This window comes from Rhodococcus sp. AD45-ID (assembly GCF_003023755.1).
GTDB lineage: Bacteria > Actinomycetota > Actinomycetes > Mycobacteriales > Mycobacteriaceae > Rhodococcus_F > Rhodococcus_F globerula.
The window spans coordinates 1,071,183-1,085,242 of sequence record NZ_PYHL01000001.1 but is presented as its reverse complement, the minus strand read 5'-3'; the positions used below and the strand labels follow the sequence as shown (position 1 = coordinate 1,085,242).

The window sequence follows — 14,060 nt, the reverse complement described above, 5'->3', positions numbered from 1 at the left end:
GGTCGTGTCTGTATCGGGCTGGGTGATCGACACGGAACAGATTTCGACAGGGGCGGACATGGCTGACAAGAAGGACGACGCGGGAGCGGGGATCTGGGAACCGGTGCGTCCGGCGCCTGCTCCGCATCAGCAGGCCGCACCGAAGCCTGTTCATGCACCGACTCCTGCATCGCCGAAGGATGTCGATCCGGGAATGCGAAGCTTGTTCGTCGCGCCGACGGACAACACAGCGCCGGGCCCCAACGGCCATGACTCCGTACCGATGTACCCGGCGCCGCCGACGCCCCCGCCTGCTACTACTGCCCCGACTGCAGCGTCGAATCCGATGCCGGCCCCGAACTCGATGCCTGTCCCAAATTCGACGCCTGCCCCCAACGCGGGGCGTGTGCCTGCTATTCAGTACCCCGGTGGGCCTCCCGGGCCGGCAAATGGACACTTTGCGTCCGGGCCATTCGCGGCCTCACTGCCGCCGCAAACCTATGAACCGTCGCCTGGGGTCGGCCGGACGAATGGTGCAGGCAATCCGGGTGCGGTGAATCCTGTTGCGGCGCAACAAGCTCCGGCGCCCCGACCGCAGTTTCCGGCTGCGCCCGCACCTTTGGGGCAGATGCCGCCTGCTGCTCGGGTTCCTGTTTCGCCACCCGTGCCCAACCCTCAGATGCCCAACCCGCAGATGCACGTCCCGCGTCCGCCTGCTGCGGGGCCGGCGTCGATCGTGGGAACGCAGCCCGCGCCCGGTCGGCCGGAATCATCGCTGCCGATGTCGGCGCAAGATCTCTCCAACGCGCTGTTGCTCAAGCCTGTGAAGCCCGCTCCGGTCGGCGGGTGGCGCAAGGCGGTGTACACGTTGTCGGGACGGAGTCTCAACCTCGGTAACGGCGCCAAAGATCAGCAGATGCTCGAGTTGACTCACAAGATCAATCAGCCCATGCAGGGCTGCTACAAAGTTGCGGTACTCAGCCTCAAAGGCGGAGTTGGGAAGACAACGACAACAGCGACTCTCGGCTCGACGTTTGCATCCGTGCGCGGTGATCGCGTCATCGCAATCGACGCGAATCCGGATCGTGGAACGCTCAGTCAGAAAGTTCCTCTCGAAACCCCGGCCACAGTCCGTAACCTTCTGCGTGACGAAGCGACCATCGAGAAGTACAGCGACGTTCGTGGTTACACGTCACAGAGTCGGCACCGTCTGGAAGTGCTTGCCTCCGACAGTGATCCGGCGGTTTCCGAAGCATTCAGCGGGGAGGACTACACCCGCACGGTCACCATGCTCGAAAAGTTCTACAGCATTGTTCTCACCGATTGCGGAACCGGATTGATGCACTCGGCAATGACAGCGGTTCTCGAACAGGCAGATTCGTTGATCGTCGTCAGTTCCGGTTCGGTCGACGGCGCTCGTAGTGCCTCAGCCACCTTGGACTGGCTCGACGCACATGGACACAGCGCGCTGGTCTCGAACGCCGTCGCCGTCATCAATGCGGTACGGCCTGGTTCGGGAAAGGTTGATCTACCCCGGGTAGTCGAGCATTTCGAACAGCGGTGCCGCACCGTTCGGCTGATTCCGTTCGATCCGCACCTCGAAGAAGGCGCCGAGGTTGACCTCGATCGACTTCGGTCCGGAACCCGTGACGCTCTCTTCGAGCTTGCTGCCGCGGTTGCCGACGACTTCCCGCGTTCGCACTACGGACGTCCGCTGCAGCGCTGAAACTTGCACAGGGCGATGACCCTGCAATCTGCACAGGGCGGTGACCCTACAATCTGCACAGGGCGGTGACCCTACAATCTGCACAGGGCGGTGACCCTACAATCTGCACAGGGCGACCGCCCTACTGCTGTAGGGGCGATCGCCCTGGCATGGGACCTACTGCGACGAATCAGTCGGAGCGCCGTCCTGGCCTCCCTGCTGCTTGCGTCGAGTTTGCTGATTTACGTTCCACAGGAACTCGGGATCGTCGTCAGGCCCCTTCACGCCGCCACCCGAGGCTCGGGAAGTGGGGGACGGTCCGAATGCTTTCCACATCAGGACGACCAATGTCACCAAACCTACTAACGCCAACAGATACAGCACGGCGCACCTCCTTCAAGTACAAGGAAGAGCCTACTCAGTCTCGGGTCTGGATCACCAGAATCCCTGGGACGTGGGTGCGGCTTGGTGCGCCGTGCTGTATTCGGGTAGAGCATTTGGGTAGAGCGCGAGCTCCGGTATTCAGTTGGCTTCGGTGGTCAGCGAGCGCAGAAGCTGCATGACCTCGGTCTCGCGGAAGCGACGGTGTCCGCCCGGAGTGCGAAGTGATCCGAGTCGGCCGGCGTGCGCCCAGCGGGTCACGGTCTTGGGATCTACGTGAAACAGAGCCGCGACCTGGCCGGGTGTCATGAGTGCGTCTGCGGCTACGTTGTATGTTGGTGCGCTCATCTGATGTTCCTCCGTCTTGGCGTCGAACATGTGTTTCGAAACAGTAGCTCAAAACCTACGCCGAGTTTGTTTCGGCGGCCCCTGTCCACGTTCGACCTTTTTTGGATTGGTAGCGCAATGTTTGCACAGAGTTGCCCAGTTAGTCGATCCTTAATATTTGGGTAAAGAAAAAGTAAAGGACAAACCGGATAAAGCGGGCCGATTATTTTAGTCGCCCGGAGTAGGTAACCTTGCAGTGTGAGTAAGTTGCCTGAACGTCCGGAAAACCAGCCTTCTACGCCCGACCTGGCCAAGTCGGAGCCCGTTAACTCTGGGCAAGCAATTGCCTCTGGTGGGGTTGTCACGAAGGGGCAATTGGCGAGAGATGTCGTGCTGTACTCGGTTGCCCGACTCGTGCTGGTAGTCGTAATCGGTGCCGTCATCATGTTCGGTGGAAAGGCTGTCGGTGCAGAGGTTCCCCTGCTCGTAGCTGCCTTGTTTGCCGTGTTGATCGCGCTTCCGCTCTCGCTTCTGCTGTTTGCCAAGTTGCGTAAGCGCGTCAATGTCGGCATTGCCGCAGTTGACGCTCAGCGTCGCGAAGATCGCGACGATTTGCGCGCCAAACTGCGTGGTGACCAGCGGTGACCTCGGAGGTGGTCGACGTCTCGCGCCGTAGTGCGAGAAGTTGGGTCGACAACGCGGTCCGACTGATCGAAGCCGACGCTCAGCGCAGCGCCGACACCCACCTCCTGCGGTACCCGCTACCGAACGACTGGCCCGTCCAGCTCTATCTCAAAGACGAGTCGACGCATATCACCGGCAGCCTCAAGCACCGTCTCGCGCGCTCGTTGTTCCTGTATTCCATCTGCAACGGTTGGGTTACCGAACACACGCCCGTTATCGAGGCTTCGTCCGGATCGACGGCCGTCAGTGAGGCGTACTTCGCGAAGTTGCTGGGGCTCGAATTCGTGGCTGTGATGCCCGCTCACACCAGTCCCGCGAAGATCGCCCTGATCGAAGCGCACGGCGGACGTTGCCACTTCGTCACCGACCCGTCGTCGATCTACTCCGAATCCCAGCGGCTCGCGCGCGAGTCGGGTGGGCACTACATGGATCAGTTCACTCATGCCGAGCGCGCAACGGACTGGCGTGGAAACAACAACATCGCCGCGTCGATCTTCACTCAGCTCGAACGTGAGGAAAACCCGGTCCCGGAGTGGGTTGTCGTCGGCGCAGGCACCGGTGGAACGGGCGCGACCATCGGTCGCTTCCTGCGCTACGGCAAATTCGACACCGGGCTGTGTGTTGTCGATCCCGAACACTCGGTGTTCTTCGACGCCTGGCGGGCCGGTGATCCGTCCATAGTCGGTACTCGCGGCTCGCGAATCGAAGGCATCGGTCGACCTCGCGTCGAGCCTTCGTTTGTCGGTCAGGTCGTCGATCGGATGATCAAGGTGCCCGACGCCGGCTCCATTGCTGCCGCACGCCACGCCAGTGACGCGTTGGGGCGCAAGGTCGGTGGTTCCACCGGAACAAATCTGTGGGGCTCCTTTGCCTTGATTGCGGAGATGATGGCGGCAGGACGAAGCGGCAGCGTCGTCACGCTGCTCTGTGACGGTGGAGAACGCTATTCGGGGACGTACTACAACGATGATTGGGTTGCGTCCGAGGGTATTTCACTCGAGACGCCGACAGCGGTTCTGGACGAGTTCATCCGATCCGGGGCGTGGACGGCCGGCGCCTGAGCGTTGGACGGCTCATCGTGATCCTGGGCCATGAATCGAGTCCGGCCGCTTGCTCGTGCGTGCGGATCCGGATGAGATCCGGGGACATCGTGCTCTCGGGTATGCGCTCGAATCCGAGTCGCTCGTAGTAGGGCGCGTTCCAGGGGACGTCGGCAAACGTAGTCAGGGTCACCACGTGATGATGGTGTGCTCCAGCCCAGTCGGCGATGGAGTCGATCAACTGCGCGCCGAAGCCTTTGCGTGAGTGCAGGGGGTGCACTGATACCTGCTCGATATGAACCCCGACGTCGATGATGTCGACAAGGGCGTATCCGAGAATTGTGTTCGCGGCATCGGTCATCACCCAGATGTGATCGGCTTCGAGGTACTTCGTGAGTTCGTCGAGAGTCGGGGGCGGATCGTCGGCAATGGCGTCCATTCCAACGTCTCGGAAGGGCTCACCCGCGGCTGTTTCGATCAGTTGCAGTGCAGGTAGGTCATCGGGGACAGCCAAGCGAATCACAGAATCCGTTGTACCTCGAGTGTCGAATTTCGCCCAACCGAGTCGCCCGGAATCCCAAACCTACGCAACCGTAGGTTGTGTATCGTTTGGCCTATGGACGCTCCCGAGGTTTCGCTCGACAACTACGAGGCTGTGTACGAGTACTACCGCGGTCACCAGCAGAATCGGTTCGTGGCCAAGCTTGCCTATGCCGCGCTGGCAATGAAATATCGTCCGCGAATTGCTTATGCACCTGGCGCGGAAGCCGCGTTGGCGGCTCTACTCGGGCGTGGGACGCAACTGGTGGTTGCGGTCAATCACCTTACGGAGAGTGACCAATTCACGCTTGCGGCGACGGCGTGGCGCACCCCACTGCGGCGTGTGATCGGGCGGACTCGCGTGCTGGCGAAGGATGAGCTCTTCGTTGATCCAGCTCAGCGCAAGAAGGTCGACATGATGGGCAGCATTCCGGTGTTCCGCAGCAAGAATCACGGACTGCGGGCCGTGTCGGACGCGGGCCGCGTGATGATGGACGTTGCGGCGCAGCGCTTGAGCGAGGGGGACTGTCTGGCGATTTTCCCCGAGGGAACCTGCAATACCGAGGATCCCCGGACGCTGCAGCACGTCAACAGCGGAATCGGCCACATCGTTTCGCGCGCAGAGAAATTGGGATGCTCGGCTGCGCTCCTGTCGGTTGGAATCAGCTACGGGCCGGATGCGGGTCAGGTCAAGAGCGCCCGGGTTTTCATCGGCACTCCGGTAGTCGACCTGGGTGGAAAACCGATGGACATCGCTCGCGTCGTACAAGGCGATCTGCAGCGTGCGGTGGACGGCGCCGTGGCGAGTTACTGATCACTGGCTGCCATTCGCCCCAATGTGTCAACTTTGGTTGACGCCCGCCGGTTGTCAACCTATATTGACAACATGACCGAAGCGACCTCACTCGCCACCGCCGCAGGCAGTCCCGATCCAGCGGAGGGCTTGCGGGCCGTTCGGGCGCTGCGACGACTGCTCGAACGACTCGAAGCCATCCAGGTTGCCAACGCGCGCAAGCAAGGATGGTCCTGGCAAGCGATTGCCGAGACTCTCGAGGTGAGCCGTCAGGCCGTCCACAAGAAGCATGCAAGCGCAGAGTCGCAACGAGGGAAAGGCAGGTAGGGAAATGTTCGAGAGGTTTACCGCAGACGCACGCGCGGTTGTCGTCGACGCGGTCGGCAGTGCCGATCAGGTGACTCCCCAGGAATTGTTGGAAGCACTTCTGGCCACCGACCGTGGCATCGCCACAGCGACCCTGCGCGAGTGCGGTGTCACCGCCGAATCGCTGCACAGCGAGACTCCGACGAACGATCTTGATCAAGACGCCGATGTGCTGGCGTCGATAGGCATCGACCTGGCCGCCATTCGGGAGAGCCTCGAGCAAGCGTTCGGGAAGGGAGCGCTCGACGAGCCTGCCGGGATCGGTTCGCGTCGTGGCAGATTCGCCTTCCCGCGCTCGAGATTCGAGAAGGACGCGAAGAAGGTTCTCGAACTGTCACTGCGGGAAGCGGTTGCGCACAAGAGCAACCACATCGGCGCCGAACACATACTCCTCGGCATTCTGCGTGTCGCCGACGGTCCGACGCGCGTGGCACTCGAAGCGCAGGTCAGCATCCCCGAGATTCGTAGCCGGCTGGAATCGGCGATGCGCCCAGCGGCCTAGACGCCACGACATGACGGGATCATGTGCCAGCATTCAGACATGACATTTCTGGCACGTCTCATAGTCAACGGAATAGCTATCTGGCTCGCCTCCATGTGGGTCACCGGAATCACCATCGACAGCAATCAAGACGATACGTGGGGAAACATCCTGGTCATCGCCATAATTGCGCTGATCTTCACCGTCGTCAACGCGTTCATCAAGCCGTTGCTGAAGCTACTGTCCCTCCCGCTGTTGATTCTCACGCTCGGGTTGTTCACGCTCGTCATCAACGCGCTCATGCTGATGTTGACGGCCTGGATCTCGACGTCGCTGGACGCCGGCTTGACCGTCGACGGATTCTGGACCGCTGTTTGGGGCGCACTGATCATCTCCGTCGTGAACTTCGTCCTCAGTGCGTTTGTGCCCGAGAATCGCTGATCGGGCTTTCGCTGATCAAGCTTTCGCTGATCAGGCCAGGCTGAGCGCAACTGCCGTCGCGGCACCCCAGACAAGCATTGCGAGTCCGGTGTCGCGCAGGGCAGGAATGAGAGCCATGCCCTGACCGCCCGAGCGCAGTGGTGCGTTGGCTCGGACTGCAAGTGGCAACGCGAGCAGTCCGAGCAGCGCCCACGGTGTTCGTAGAACAAGCAGCAGTGTTGCGATGAACGGAACAGCCAGCAGGACGACGTGCAACGTGCGGGTCTTCGCGTCGCCGAGGCGGACGGCGAGTGTGATCTTGCCGGATTCGGAGTCCGTCGGGATGTCTCGCAAGTTGTTGGCCACAAGAACCGCGCTAGAGAAGGAACCGATGGCAACGGCGCCGGCAAGTCCGGCAAGATCAATGCGTTCCGCCTGCACGAATTGAGTTCCCAGAACCGCGACCAGGCCGAAGAACACAAAGACGGCGATCTCGCCGAATCCGCTGTACCCGTACGGCTTCTTGCCGCCCGTGTAGTACCAGGCGCCGATGATGCAGAACACGCCAACCGCGACCAGCCACCACGCCGTCGTAGCGGCCAGGGCAAATCCGGCAACAGCCGCGACGGAGAAGCAACCGATGGCTGCGGCCTTGACGGTGCCGGGGCTGACCAGCTTCGATCCGACCAGGCGAATCGGCCCGACGCGATCGTCGTCCGTCCCGCGAATTCCGTCGGAGTAATCGTTTGCGAAGTTCACCCCGATGATCAAAGCCAGGGAAACGATCAGCGCGAGGAGCGCCTTCCACCACACCGCGTGATCCAGTGACGCTGCTGCTCCGGTGCCGACCAGCACCGGGGCAATCGCATTCGGGAGGGTGCGCGGTCTCGCGCCTTCGATCCATTGAGCAGCTGTAGCCATACAACGATCTTTGCACTGTGCAATACCATCGAACGCGGTGGATCAGGACAAGACTCGAGACGTGACTGGCATAACTCTGCTCGGCCCCGTGTCGATCGGGGCGGTAGATCGGTGGGTCGGAGTGCCCGGGCCGCGAGCGCGCGCCCTGCTCACCGCGTTGGCGCTCGATCCGGGGCATCCATGTTCGCCGCAGAGCCTGATCTCCGACATCTGGGGGTCGGAGCCGCCGCGCTCACCGACCAATGCTCTACACACTCAGGTGTCCAGGCTGCGATCCGCGCTCCCGGAAGGCGCCCTGGAGGTGACGTCGGCGGGCTATCGGCTCACGGTGCCACGAGATCAGGTTGATCTCGCGCGAGCCGAAGACGAGGTTCGAGCGCTTCGGGGTGCTGACGTGCACCCGCGCGAGTTGCTGACGAGAGTCACTGCAGCTCTGAATCTCTGGCGGGGGAGCCCGGGCGACGATGTTGTCGGGCCGGCGGGTGAGCAGTTGGCTTCGCGTGCCAAGAGCCTGCGCCGCGAACTTGTCACACTGCGACTGCGCTCGCTGCTCGAGCTCGGGGATTTCTCCGAGGCACTTCCTCTTGCGCGAGAAGCTCACGCCGACAATCCTTTCGACGACACCGCTGCCGGGAACCTGATGCGATCGCTCGCAGGTTCGGATCGTGTCAACGAGGCGCTCGAGATGTTCGCGGTGCACCGCGAGCGCCTGGCTGACCGGTTGGGCGTTGATCCGTCGCCGGCTCTGGTGGCGCTGAACGCGGACTTGCTCGCTGCGCCGACTGCGTCGACTGCGGCGGTCCGGAGTTCCCGCGCGATCGGTGTGCGCGCGGCACCCAACGCCATGTTCGGCCGCCGAGACGATATCGAGAGAATCGAGGCACTCCTCGAACGGTCTCGCGTCGTCACGATCCTCGGACCCGGCGGCGCGGGAAAAACCCGTCTGGCACACGAATTGGGGTCGCGGGCCTCGGCCCGCACGTCCGTTGTTCTGGTCGAACTGGCGTCGTTGCGAAGCAGCGACGACGTGATCGCGGCGATCGGTAGCACCCTCGGAATCAGTGAAGCCGATCTGGCACCAGGTCGCCTGACAGTCGGGCGAACGCACTCCGCCCGCGAGCGGTTGGTCGAGGTTCTTTCGGCCGGTCCGATGACGTTGATTCTCGACAACTGTGAACATGTACTCGGGGCCTGCTCGGACATCGTTGCCGAGATGATCGCAGCCAGTGCTCAGTTGACCGTTCTGACGACAAGTCGATCACCGCTCATGCTCAGTGCAGAGGTCGTCTTTCCGTTGCCTCCGTTGGAGATTCACGGTGATTCCGGGTCTGCGGTGGAATTGTTCACGGCTCGGGCCAGAGCCGTGCGACCGTCCGTACATCTCGATTTGGTGGCCGTCGGAAAGCTGTGCGCGACGCTCGACGGCTTGCCGTTGGCCATCGAACTCGCGGCGGCCCGCGTGCGGACGATGAGCGTCGAGGAAATCTCGGCGCGCCTGAGTGATCGCTTCGCGCTCTTGCGATCCGGTGACCCCACGTCGCCGGATCGCCATCGCACTCTGCACGCGGTGATCGACTGGAGTTGGAATCTGCTCGGCCCCGAGTATCGAGTGGCACTAGCTCGATTGTGCCGATTCCCGGCAGGTTTCACATTGTCTTCGGCGCGAGCGGTCGCCGAGTGGGACGGCGTGGATGACATAGCCGACGCGATCGAGGCTCTGGTCAACCAGTCGTTGCTTACCGTCGTCGACGGGCCGGACGGGTTGCGCTACCACATGCTCGAGACGGTTCGCGAATACGGCGAGGAGAAACTCGGCGATCTCGGTGAGGGGACGGAAGTTCTTCGGAGACTTAGTGGCTGGGCCGTCGCGATCGCCGGGGACGCTCGCCGACGGGCTCGTTCCGATCAGCTGCGCCTTGTGGGCGAGATCGACGCCGAACATGACAATCTCCTTGCTGTGCTGCGTTGGGCAGTCGACGGCAAAGACGGCGTGACCACAGCGAGTGTCTTCCCGGTTCTCGGAGTGCTCTGGTCGATTCGGGGTGCACACACGGAAGTAGCGAACTGGGCACCGAAGGTGATCGAAGCAACTCGAGATCACGACCTACGTGACGTAGACGGCGACTTGGCGGCCACGACGTTCATGTTGGTGGCGATGCATCTACTGTTCGCCGAACTCAGTCGCGATCACGTTCGAGCAAGGGTTCGCCTCCGAAAGATGCTGCGCGAGCGCGGCGATCTGCGGCCGATGCTCGTGTTTTTCATCCGACTGCTGAATAGTCCCCGCTCCGGGTACGGCGTTGCGCGGTTGTTGGCGGAAGGAGTCCGCAGCGCTGACACCGAGACCCGGACGGCCGCGTTGTTCGCGCGGTCGAACCTGCGCGAGAACATCGGCGACGTGCGGGGTGCACGTAGTGATGCCGAGGATCTTCTGCGGTACGCCCGAGAGATCGGAGACGAGTGGGGCGTCGCGATGGCCGCTCAACACGTCGGCTCGGTCCACAGTCAATCGACGAGGTATGCCGAAGCTGCCGAGTACTACGCGCTGGCAGCGGCGGCCAGCGAAAGTCTGGGAGCTCACGAAGAAGCGGTGCAGCTCATCGGGTTTCAGGCAAGCGCGTTGATCGCCGACGGCAATTCCACGGGCGGGCGCGCGTTGCTGGATCAACTGCGGCCCGCGCTGGCGCAAGTCGGCGCCAGCTCTGCGATCGAAAATCATCAGCGGCGGTCGGCGATGTCGGCCAATCTTGCCGAGGCAGACCTGGCGGAAGGCCATGTCGAACTCGGTCTACGCCAGTACCGAGAGGCGCTGGATCTGCTCGGCGACGCGATGGGCAATGTGTACGGAGATCCGTTTGTCATCCTGCTCAGCGCTGCCGCGGTATGCGCACACGCGCTGGCAGGGCAGTCGCCGAAGGTCGCGGATCACGTGCACCGGATGGTCGAGTCGAGTCTGATCAAGTTGCATCCCAACGGATATACCGATCTGCCACTGACGGGTTCGGTCGCAGCGGCCGTCGGTGCCTACGATCTGTCGACCGGGAATGTCGGGCCCGGCATCGAACTGTTGGCCCTGGCCGTCGTGATGCGGGGACGGCAGGATTTTGCCTCGCTGCAGCATGAACGGCTCATCGCATTCGCGCGCGGAATTGTCGGTGACCAGCAGTGGTTTGACGCGGTGAACACGGTTTCGAGATACCCACGCGCCACGACCCGCGAAGCAGTTCTTGCCGCGCTTCGCGGGTCGCGTGGGTAATCGTCTCGCTTTACGTCTTGCGCATGTACATCCGTACGGTCAGTGGTGCCATCACGGCCACGATGACTGCCGCTCCGACGAGCGACCACACAACGTGAATACCGAAGTGGCCTTCGTTCGCGAGTTCGCGGACTGCGGTCACCAATTGTGAGACCGGATTGACGTTCACGAACTTCTGCAGCCAGCTCGGCATGGTGGCGGGATCGACGAACGCATTCGACATGAACGTCAGGGGGAACAGCACGAGCATCGAAACACCCTGCACCGTAGACGCTTTGTTCATCATCACGCCCATGAGCGCAAAGATCCAACTGATCGAGAACGCGCACACCATCACCAGAATCGCGGCAGACAGGATGCCGATCGCACCGCCGGCCGGGCGGTATCCCATGGCAAAACCGACGATGAACGTAATCGTGGTGGCGATGCCGTACCGAACGACGTCGGCGAGCAAGGCGCCGGACAGCGGAGCGATACGGGCGATCGGCAACGACTTGAAGCGGTCGAACACACCCTTGTCCATGTCTTCACGAAGCTGAGTGCCGGTAACGATGGAACCGGTGATGACCGTCTGGACGAGGATGCCGGGGATGATCGTCGGCAAGTACGCCGTGACGTCGCCGGCGATGGCGCCGCCGAAGATGTACGTGAACATCAGAGTGAAGATGATCGGCTGGATGACAACGTCGAACAGTTGCTCGGGATTGTGCTTGATCTTGAGAATGCCGCGGTACGCCATCGTGAACGTATTCGCGAAACTCTGCTCGAGACTGATCCGCCGCGGAGCCGAAGTGAGATCGGCGACTGGCGATTTGGTAGTGGTGAGAGTAGTGGTCATGCGGGAATCCGATCGGAGTTGTTGTCGGAATCGGCGTCGTTGCGTCCATGGTCTTCGGGTTGATGCCCGGTGATGGTGAGGAACACTTCATCCAGACTGGGCTTCTGCACGTTGATCTCGTCGACGGCGATGCCGCGCTCCCGCAAACGGATCAGGAGATCGGCGGTTACGGATGGGTCGCTCAGCGGGGCGGTGATCCGGCCGACCTCGGGAGTGACACCTACCTCGACACCGAGCATCGACGCGATAATGGATCGGGCTTCGTCGGTTCGATCGCGCTCGACGAGTTTGAGATGCAACGACGAAATGCCCACCGACGCCTTGAGCTCGTCGGCTGTGCCGTTCGCGATCACTCGGCCACGGTCGATCACCGCGATCCGATCGGCCAACTGATCGGCCTCGTCCAGGTATTGCGTGGTCAGCATGACCGTCGAACCCTCGGCGACCAGTCGCCTGATCGTCTCCCACATCTGGGCGCGGGTACGCGGATCGAGGCCGGTCGTGGGTTCGTCGAGGAACAACAGTGGCGGGCGGGCGATCAGGCTGGCCGCGAGGTCGAGGCGTCGACGCATTCCGCCGGAGAAGTTCTTGAGAGGTTTGGCTGCGGCTTCGGTGAGGTCGAATTCCTCGAGAAGCTCGAGTGATTTCTTGCGGGAGTCCTTGCGGCTCAGACCGAGCAGACGGGAGAAGATCACCAGGTTCTCGGTAGCCGTGAGGTCCTCGTCGACGGACGCGTATTGCCCGGTCACGCCGATCAGGGATCGCACTGCCACGGGTTCGCGGCTGACATCGCGGCCGAAGATGCGGGCCTCACCGCCGTCGGGGCGCAGGAGGGTGGCGAGCATGCGAACGGTGGTGGTCTTGCCCGCGCCGTTGGGGCCGAGCACGCCGAACACCGATCCAGTGGGCACGGTGAGGCTGACTCCGTCGACAGCGCGTTGCTCACCGAACATCTTGACTAGGCCCTCGGCCTCGATGGCAAGAGGTGAAGCTGTGTGGTTCATGGGATCAAGCGTGACAGAGTGCGCTTGCATTTGCCTTGCGTGGAACTTGCGCAGCCGTGCGAGGGGTGACAGCGGGGAGCGCCGCAGGGCGATTATGCAGCCGCAGGCGCGATCGAGCGCGCGTGTGCTGATTCTGCGCGCGGCAGTGTTATCCATAGCGGCAGGCTTCTCCACAGTGGCAGCGTTATCCCCAGCCGAACATTTGTTGCTGACGTACGCCGATAGAGGCGGCACGCTCGCCACATGGGAATTCTCACGCGGGCACAGGCCCATCGGGACGGCATCAGCGACGCGCAGTTGCAGCGGGCCGTCAGGTGCGGAGAGCTGCACCGAATCGCAGCGGGAATCTACATGCGGGCCGATCACTACCGCGAACTCGATGCGCGAGCCCGTCACCGCCACACCGCCCTCGCCACCGCTGCAGCCTGCGGACCGGGCGCAATCGTCAGCCATGTGTCCGCGGCAGTGATGCACGGTCTGGACTGCGGCGGGTTAGGCCTGAATGTTGTGCACGTGACGCGGAACAGAAGCTCGGGTGGGCGAAAGAGTGCCACCTTCCACCTTCATCCGGTACCGCTGGTTCCGGAGGAGATCGTGCTTGTCGACGGTGTGGCAACGACGTCGCTGGCGCGCACGATTGTCGATATCGCGCGCACGACGTCGTTTGAGAATGCCGTGGTGATCGGCGACTGTGCACTGCGCCGGGGGATGAGACGTGACGATCTTGCATCCGTGCTCGAACGTTTGCACGGCCGCCGCGGAATGAGCCGGGCGCGGGTGGTTGCCGAGTTCATCGAACCCGGTGCCGAGAGCCCAGGGGAGTCCATCAGCCGGGTGCGCATGCGCGCCGACGGATGGCCGATGCCGACCTTGCAGCAGGAGATCCGCCTCGGCGGACGGTTCATCGGGAGGGTCGACTTCTTCTGGGAAGAATTCGGGGTGGTGGGCGAGTTCGACGGCATGGTGAAGTACCGCAGCGAGAATCCGGGTGCGGTGGTGGAGCGCGAGAAACTGCGCGAGGACGCAATCCGAGATGCGGGGTTCGAGGTATTCCGCTGGGTGTGGGCGGATCTGCGGGACTTCGAACGGGTGCGGGAGCGCTTCGATCGGGCGTGCGTGCGCGGCGTCGCGCGCTGAATGTTCGGCCGCGCGGGTGATCAGGCCTGCGGCTGAACATTCGGCCTGCGGGAGCTAGTCGAGCCGTGCGCGAACCAGGCAAAACGTAACATTGCATAGCGCTCCGTAACGAAATTTCGCGAAACCGCCCTTACGGAGCGACTCGCTCTAATACGCTGCTGCCAAGTCGGACGGACTGGCGCTTCCTC

15 protein-coding genes are annotated in these 14,060 nt (G+C 62.5%); 9 read left to right on the top strand and 6 right to left on the bottom strand.

Going from position 1 to position 14,060, the window contains the following annotated elements; all coding sequences use genetic code 11:
• Positions 1 to 58: 58 nt before the first annotated feature.
• Positions 59 to 1,705 (top strand): MinD/ParA family protein, encoded by a 1,647-nt coding sequence (locus C7T36_RS04885; protein ID WP_045066577.1) that lies wholly within the window; start codon positions 59 to 61, stop codon positions 1,703 to 1,705.
• A gap of 156 nt (positions 1,706 to 1,861) precedes the next feature.
• On the opposite strand, the gene C7T36_RS04880 is transcribed toward C7T36_RS04885, so the two are convergent.
• Both C7T36_RS04880 and C7T36_RS04875 read right to left on the bottom strand, forming a co-directional pair.
• Positions 1,862 to 2,068, bottom strand: coding sequence for a hypothetical protein (locus tag C7T36_RS04880; protein WP_033235464.1), 207 nt, complete (start codon positions 2,066 to 2,068; stop codon positions 1,862 to 1,864).
• Positions 2,069 to 2,206: 138 nt separating this feature from the next.
• Positions 2,207 to 2,413, bottom strand: coding sequence for a BldC family transcriptional regulator (locus tag C7T36_RS04875; RefSeq protein WP_033235774.1), 207 nt, complete (start codon positions 2,411 to 2,413; stop codon positions 2,207 to 2,209).
• A 237-nt stretch (positions 2,414 to 2,650) separates the two neighbouring features.
• On the opposite strand from C7T36_RS04875, the gene C7T36_RS04870 reads away from it, so the two are divergent.
• On the top strand, positions 2,651 to 3,037 hold the full coding sequence (locus C7T36_RS04870; protein WP_033235463.1) for a DUF4229 domain-containing protein: 387 nt from the start codon (positions 2,651 to 2,653) through the stop codon (positions 3,035 to 3,037).
• Complete coding sequence (locus C7T36_RS04865; protein ID WP_045063819.1) at positions 3,034 to 4,137, top strand: PLP-dependent cysteine synthase family protein; 1,104 nt, start codon at positions 3,034 to 3,036, stop codon at positions 4,135 to 4,137. Before C7T36_RS04870 ends, C7T36_RS04865 begins: the two co-directional genes overlap by 4 nt.
• On the opposite strand, the gene C7T36_RS04860 is transcribed toward C7T36_RS04865, so the two are convergent.
• The gene (locus tag C7T36_RS04860; RefSeq protein WP_045063817.1) at positions 4,103 to 4,639 is read right to left on the bottom strand and encodes a GNAT family N-acetyltransferase; all 537 of its coding nucleotides are present in this window, start codon (positions 4,637 to 4,639) and stop codon (positions 4,103 to 4,105) included. The two genes, C7T36_RS04865 and C7T36_RS04860, sit on opposite strands and share 35 nt — an antisense overlap.
• Positions 4,640 to 4,732: 93 nt before the next feature.
• Between C7T36_RS04860 and C7T36_RS04855 the strand changes: the two genes are divergently transcribed.
• The 4 genes from C7T36_RS04855 (at position 4,733) to C7T36_RS04840 (ending at position 6,737) form a co-directional block, all read left to right on the top strand.
• Complete coding sequence (locus C7T36_RS04855; RefSeq protein WP_045063814.1) at positions 4,733 to 5,470, top strand: 1-acyl-sn-glycerol-3-phosphate acyltransferase; 738 nt, start codon at positions 4,733 to 4,735, stop codon at positions 5,468 to 5,470.
• A 72-nt stretch (positions 5,471 to 5,542) separates the two neighbouring features.
• The gene (locus C7T36_RS04850) at positions 5,543 to 5,776 is read left to right on the top strand and encodes an HTH domain-containing protein (protein ID WP_033235460.1); all 234 of its coding nucleotides are present in this window, start codon (positions 5,543 to 5,545) and stop codon (positions 5,774 to 5,776) included.
• A gap of 4 nt (positions 5,777 to 5,780) precedes the next feature.
• Entirely contained in the window at positions 5,781 to 6,317 is a 537-nt protein-coding gene (locus C7T36_RS04845) for a Clp protease N-terminal domain-containing protein (protein ID WP_045063812.1), read from the top strand.
• A 39-nt stretch (positions 6,318 to 6,356) separates the two neighbouring features.
• Complete coding sequence (locus C7T36_RS04840; protein WP_033235458.1) at positions 6,357 to 6,737, top strand: phage holin family protein; 381 nt, start codon at positions 6,357 to 6,359, stop codon at positions 6,735 to 6,737.
• Between the two features lie 30 nt (positions 6,738 to 6,767).
• Here C7T36_RS04840 and C7T36_RS04835 read toward each other — a convergent pair whose 3' ends face one another.
• The gene (locus C7T36_RS04835; protein ID WP_045063810.1) at positions 6,768 to 7,637 is read right to left on the bottom strand and encodes a 1,4-dihydroxy-2-naphthoate polyprenyltransferase; all 870 of its coding nucleotides are present in this window, start codon (positions 7,635 to 7,637) and stop codon (positions 6,768 to 6,770) included.
• Between the two features lie 61 nt (positions 7,638 to 7,698).
• Between C7T36_RS04835 and C7T36_RS04830 the strand changes: the two genes are divergently transcribed.
• Positions 7,699 to 10,893: a BTAD domain-containing putative transcriptional regulator gene (locus tag C7T36_RS04830; protein WP_045066576.1), complete on the top strand. Its 3,195-nt coding sequence runs from the start codon at positions 7,699 to 7,701 to the stop codon at positions 10,891 to 10,893.
• A gap of 10 nt (positions 10,894 to 10,903) precedes the next feature.
• On the opposite strand, the gene C7T36_RS04825 is transcribed toward C7T36_RS04830, so the two are convergent.
• The gene (locus tag C7T36_RS04825; protein ID WP_033235455.1) at positions 10,904 to 11,731 is read right to left on the bottom strand and encodes an ABC transporter permease; all 828 of its coding nucleotides are present in this window, start codon (positions 11,729 to 11,731) and stop codon (positions 10,904 to 10,906) included.
• Complete coding sequence (locus tag C7T36_RS04820) at positions 11,728 to 12,735, bottom strand: daunorubicin resistance protein DrrA family ABC transporter ATP-binding protein (protein WP_033235454.1); 1,008 nt, start codon at positions 12,733 to 12,735, stop codon at positions 11,728 to 11,730. Before C7T36_RS04820 ends, C7T36_RS04825 begins: the two co-directional genes overlap by 4 nt.
• A 243-nt stretch (positions 12,736 to 12,978) precedes the next feature.
• Between C7T36_RS04820 and C7T36_RS04815 the strand changes: the two genes are divergently transcribed.
• Positions 12,979 to 13,872 carry a type IV toxin-antitoxin system AbiEi family antitoxin domain-containing protein gene (locus C7T36_RS04815; protein ID WP_045063808.1) on the top strand — a complete coding sequence of 298 codons (894 nt, stop codon included), beginning with the start codon at positions 12,979 to 12,981 and terminating at the stop codon, positions 13,870 to 13,872.
• Positions 13,873 to 14,060: the final 188 nt, after the last annotated feature.

Coding starts and splice junctions, on each gene's coding strand:
- C7T36_RS04885 (WP_045066577.1), top strand. CDS start 59: ATGGCTGACAAGAAGGACGACGCGGGAGCGGGGATCTGGGAACCGGTG.
- C7T36_RS04875 (WP_033235774.1), bottom strand. CDS start 2,413: ATGAGCGCACCAACATACAACGTAGCCGCAGACGCACTCATGACACCC.
- C7T36_RS04855 (WP_045063814.1), top strand. CDS start 4,733: ATGGACGCTCCCGAGGTTTCGCTCGACAACTACGAGGCTGTGTACGAG.
- C7T36_RS04850 (WP_033235460.1), top strand. CDS start 5,543: ATGACCGAAGCGACCTCACTCGCCACCGCCGCAGGCAGTCCCGATCCA.
- C7T36_RS04845 (WP_045063812.1), top strand. CDS start 5,781: ATGTTCGAGAGGTTTACCGCAGACGCACGCGCGGTTGTCGTCGACGCG.
- C7T36_RS04840 (WP_033235458.1), top strand. CDS start 6,357: ATGACATTTCTGGCACGTCTCATAGTCAACGGAATAGCTATCTGGCTC.
- C7T36_RS04835 (WP_045063810.1), bottom strand. CDS start 7,637: ATGGCTACAGCTGCTCAATGGATCGAAGGCGCGAGACCGCGCACCCTC.
- C7T36_RS04825 (WP_033235455.1), bottom strand. CDS start 11,731: ATGACCACTACTCTCACCACTACCAAATCGCCAGTCGCCGATCTCACT.
- C7T36_RS04820 (WP_033235454.1), bottom strand. CDS start 12,735: ATGAACCACACAGCTTCACCTCTTGCCATCGAGGCCGAGGGCCTAGTC.
- C7T36_RS04815 (WP_045063808.1), top strand. CDS start 12,979: ATGGGAATTCTCACGCGGGCACAGGCCCATCGGGACGGCATCAGCGAC.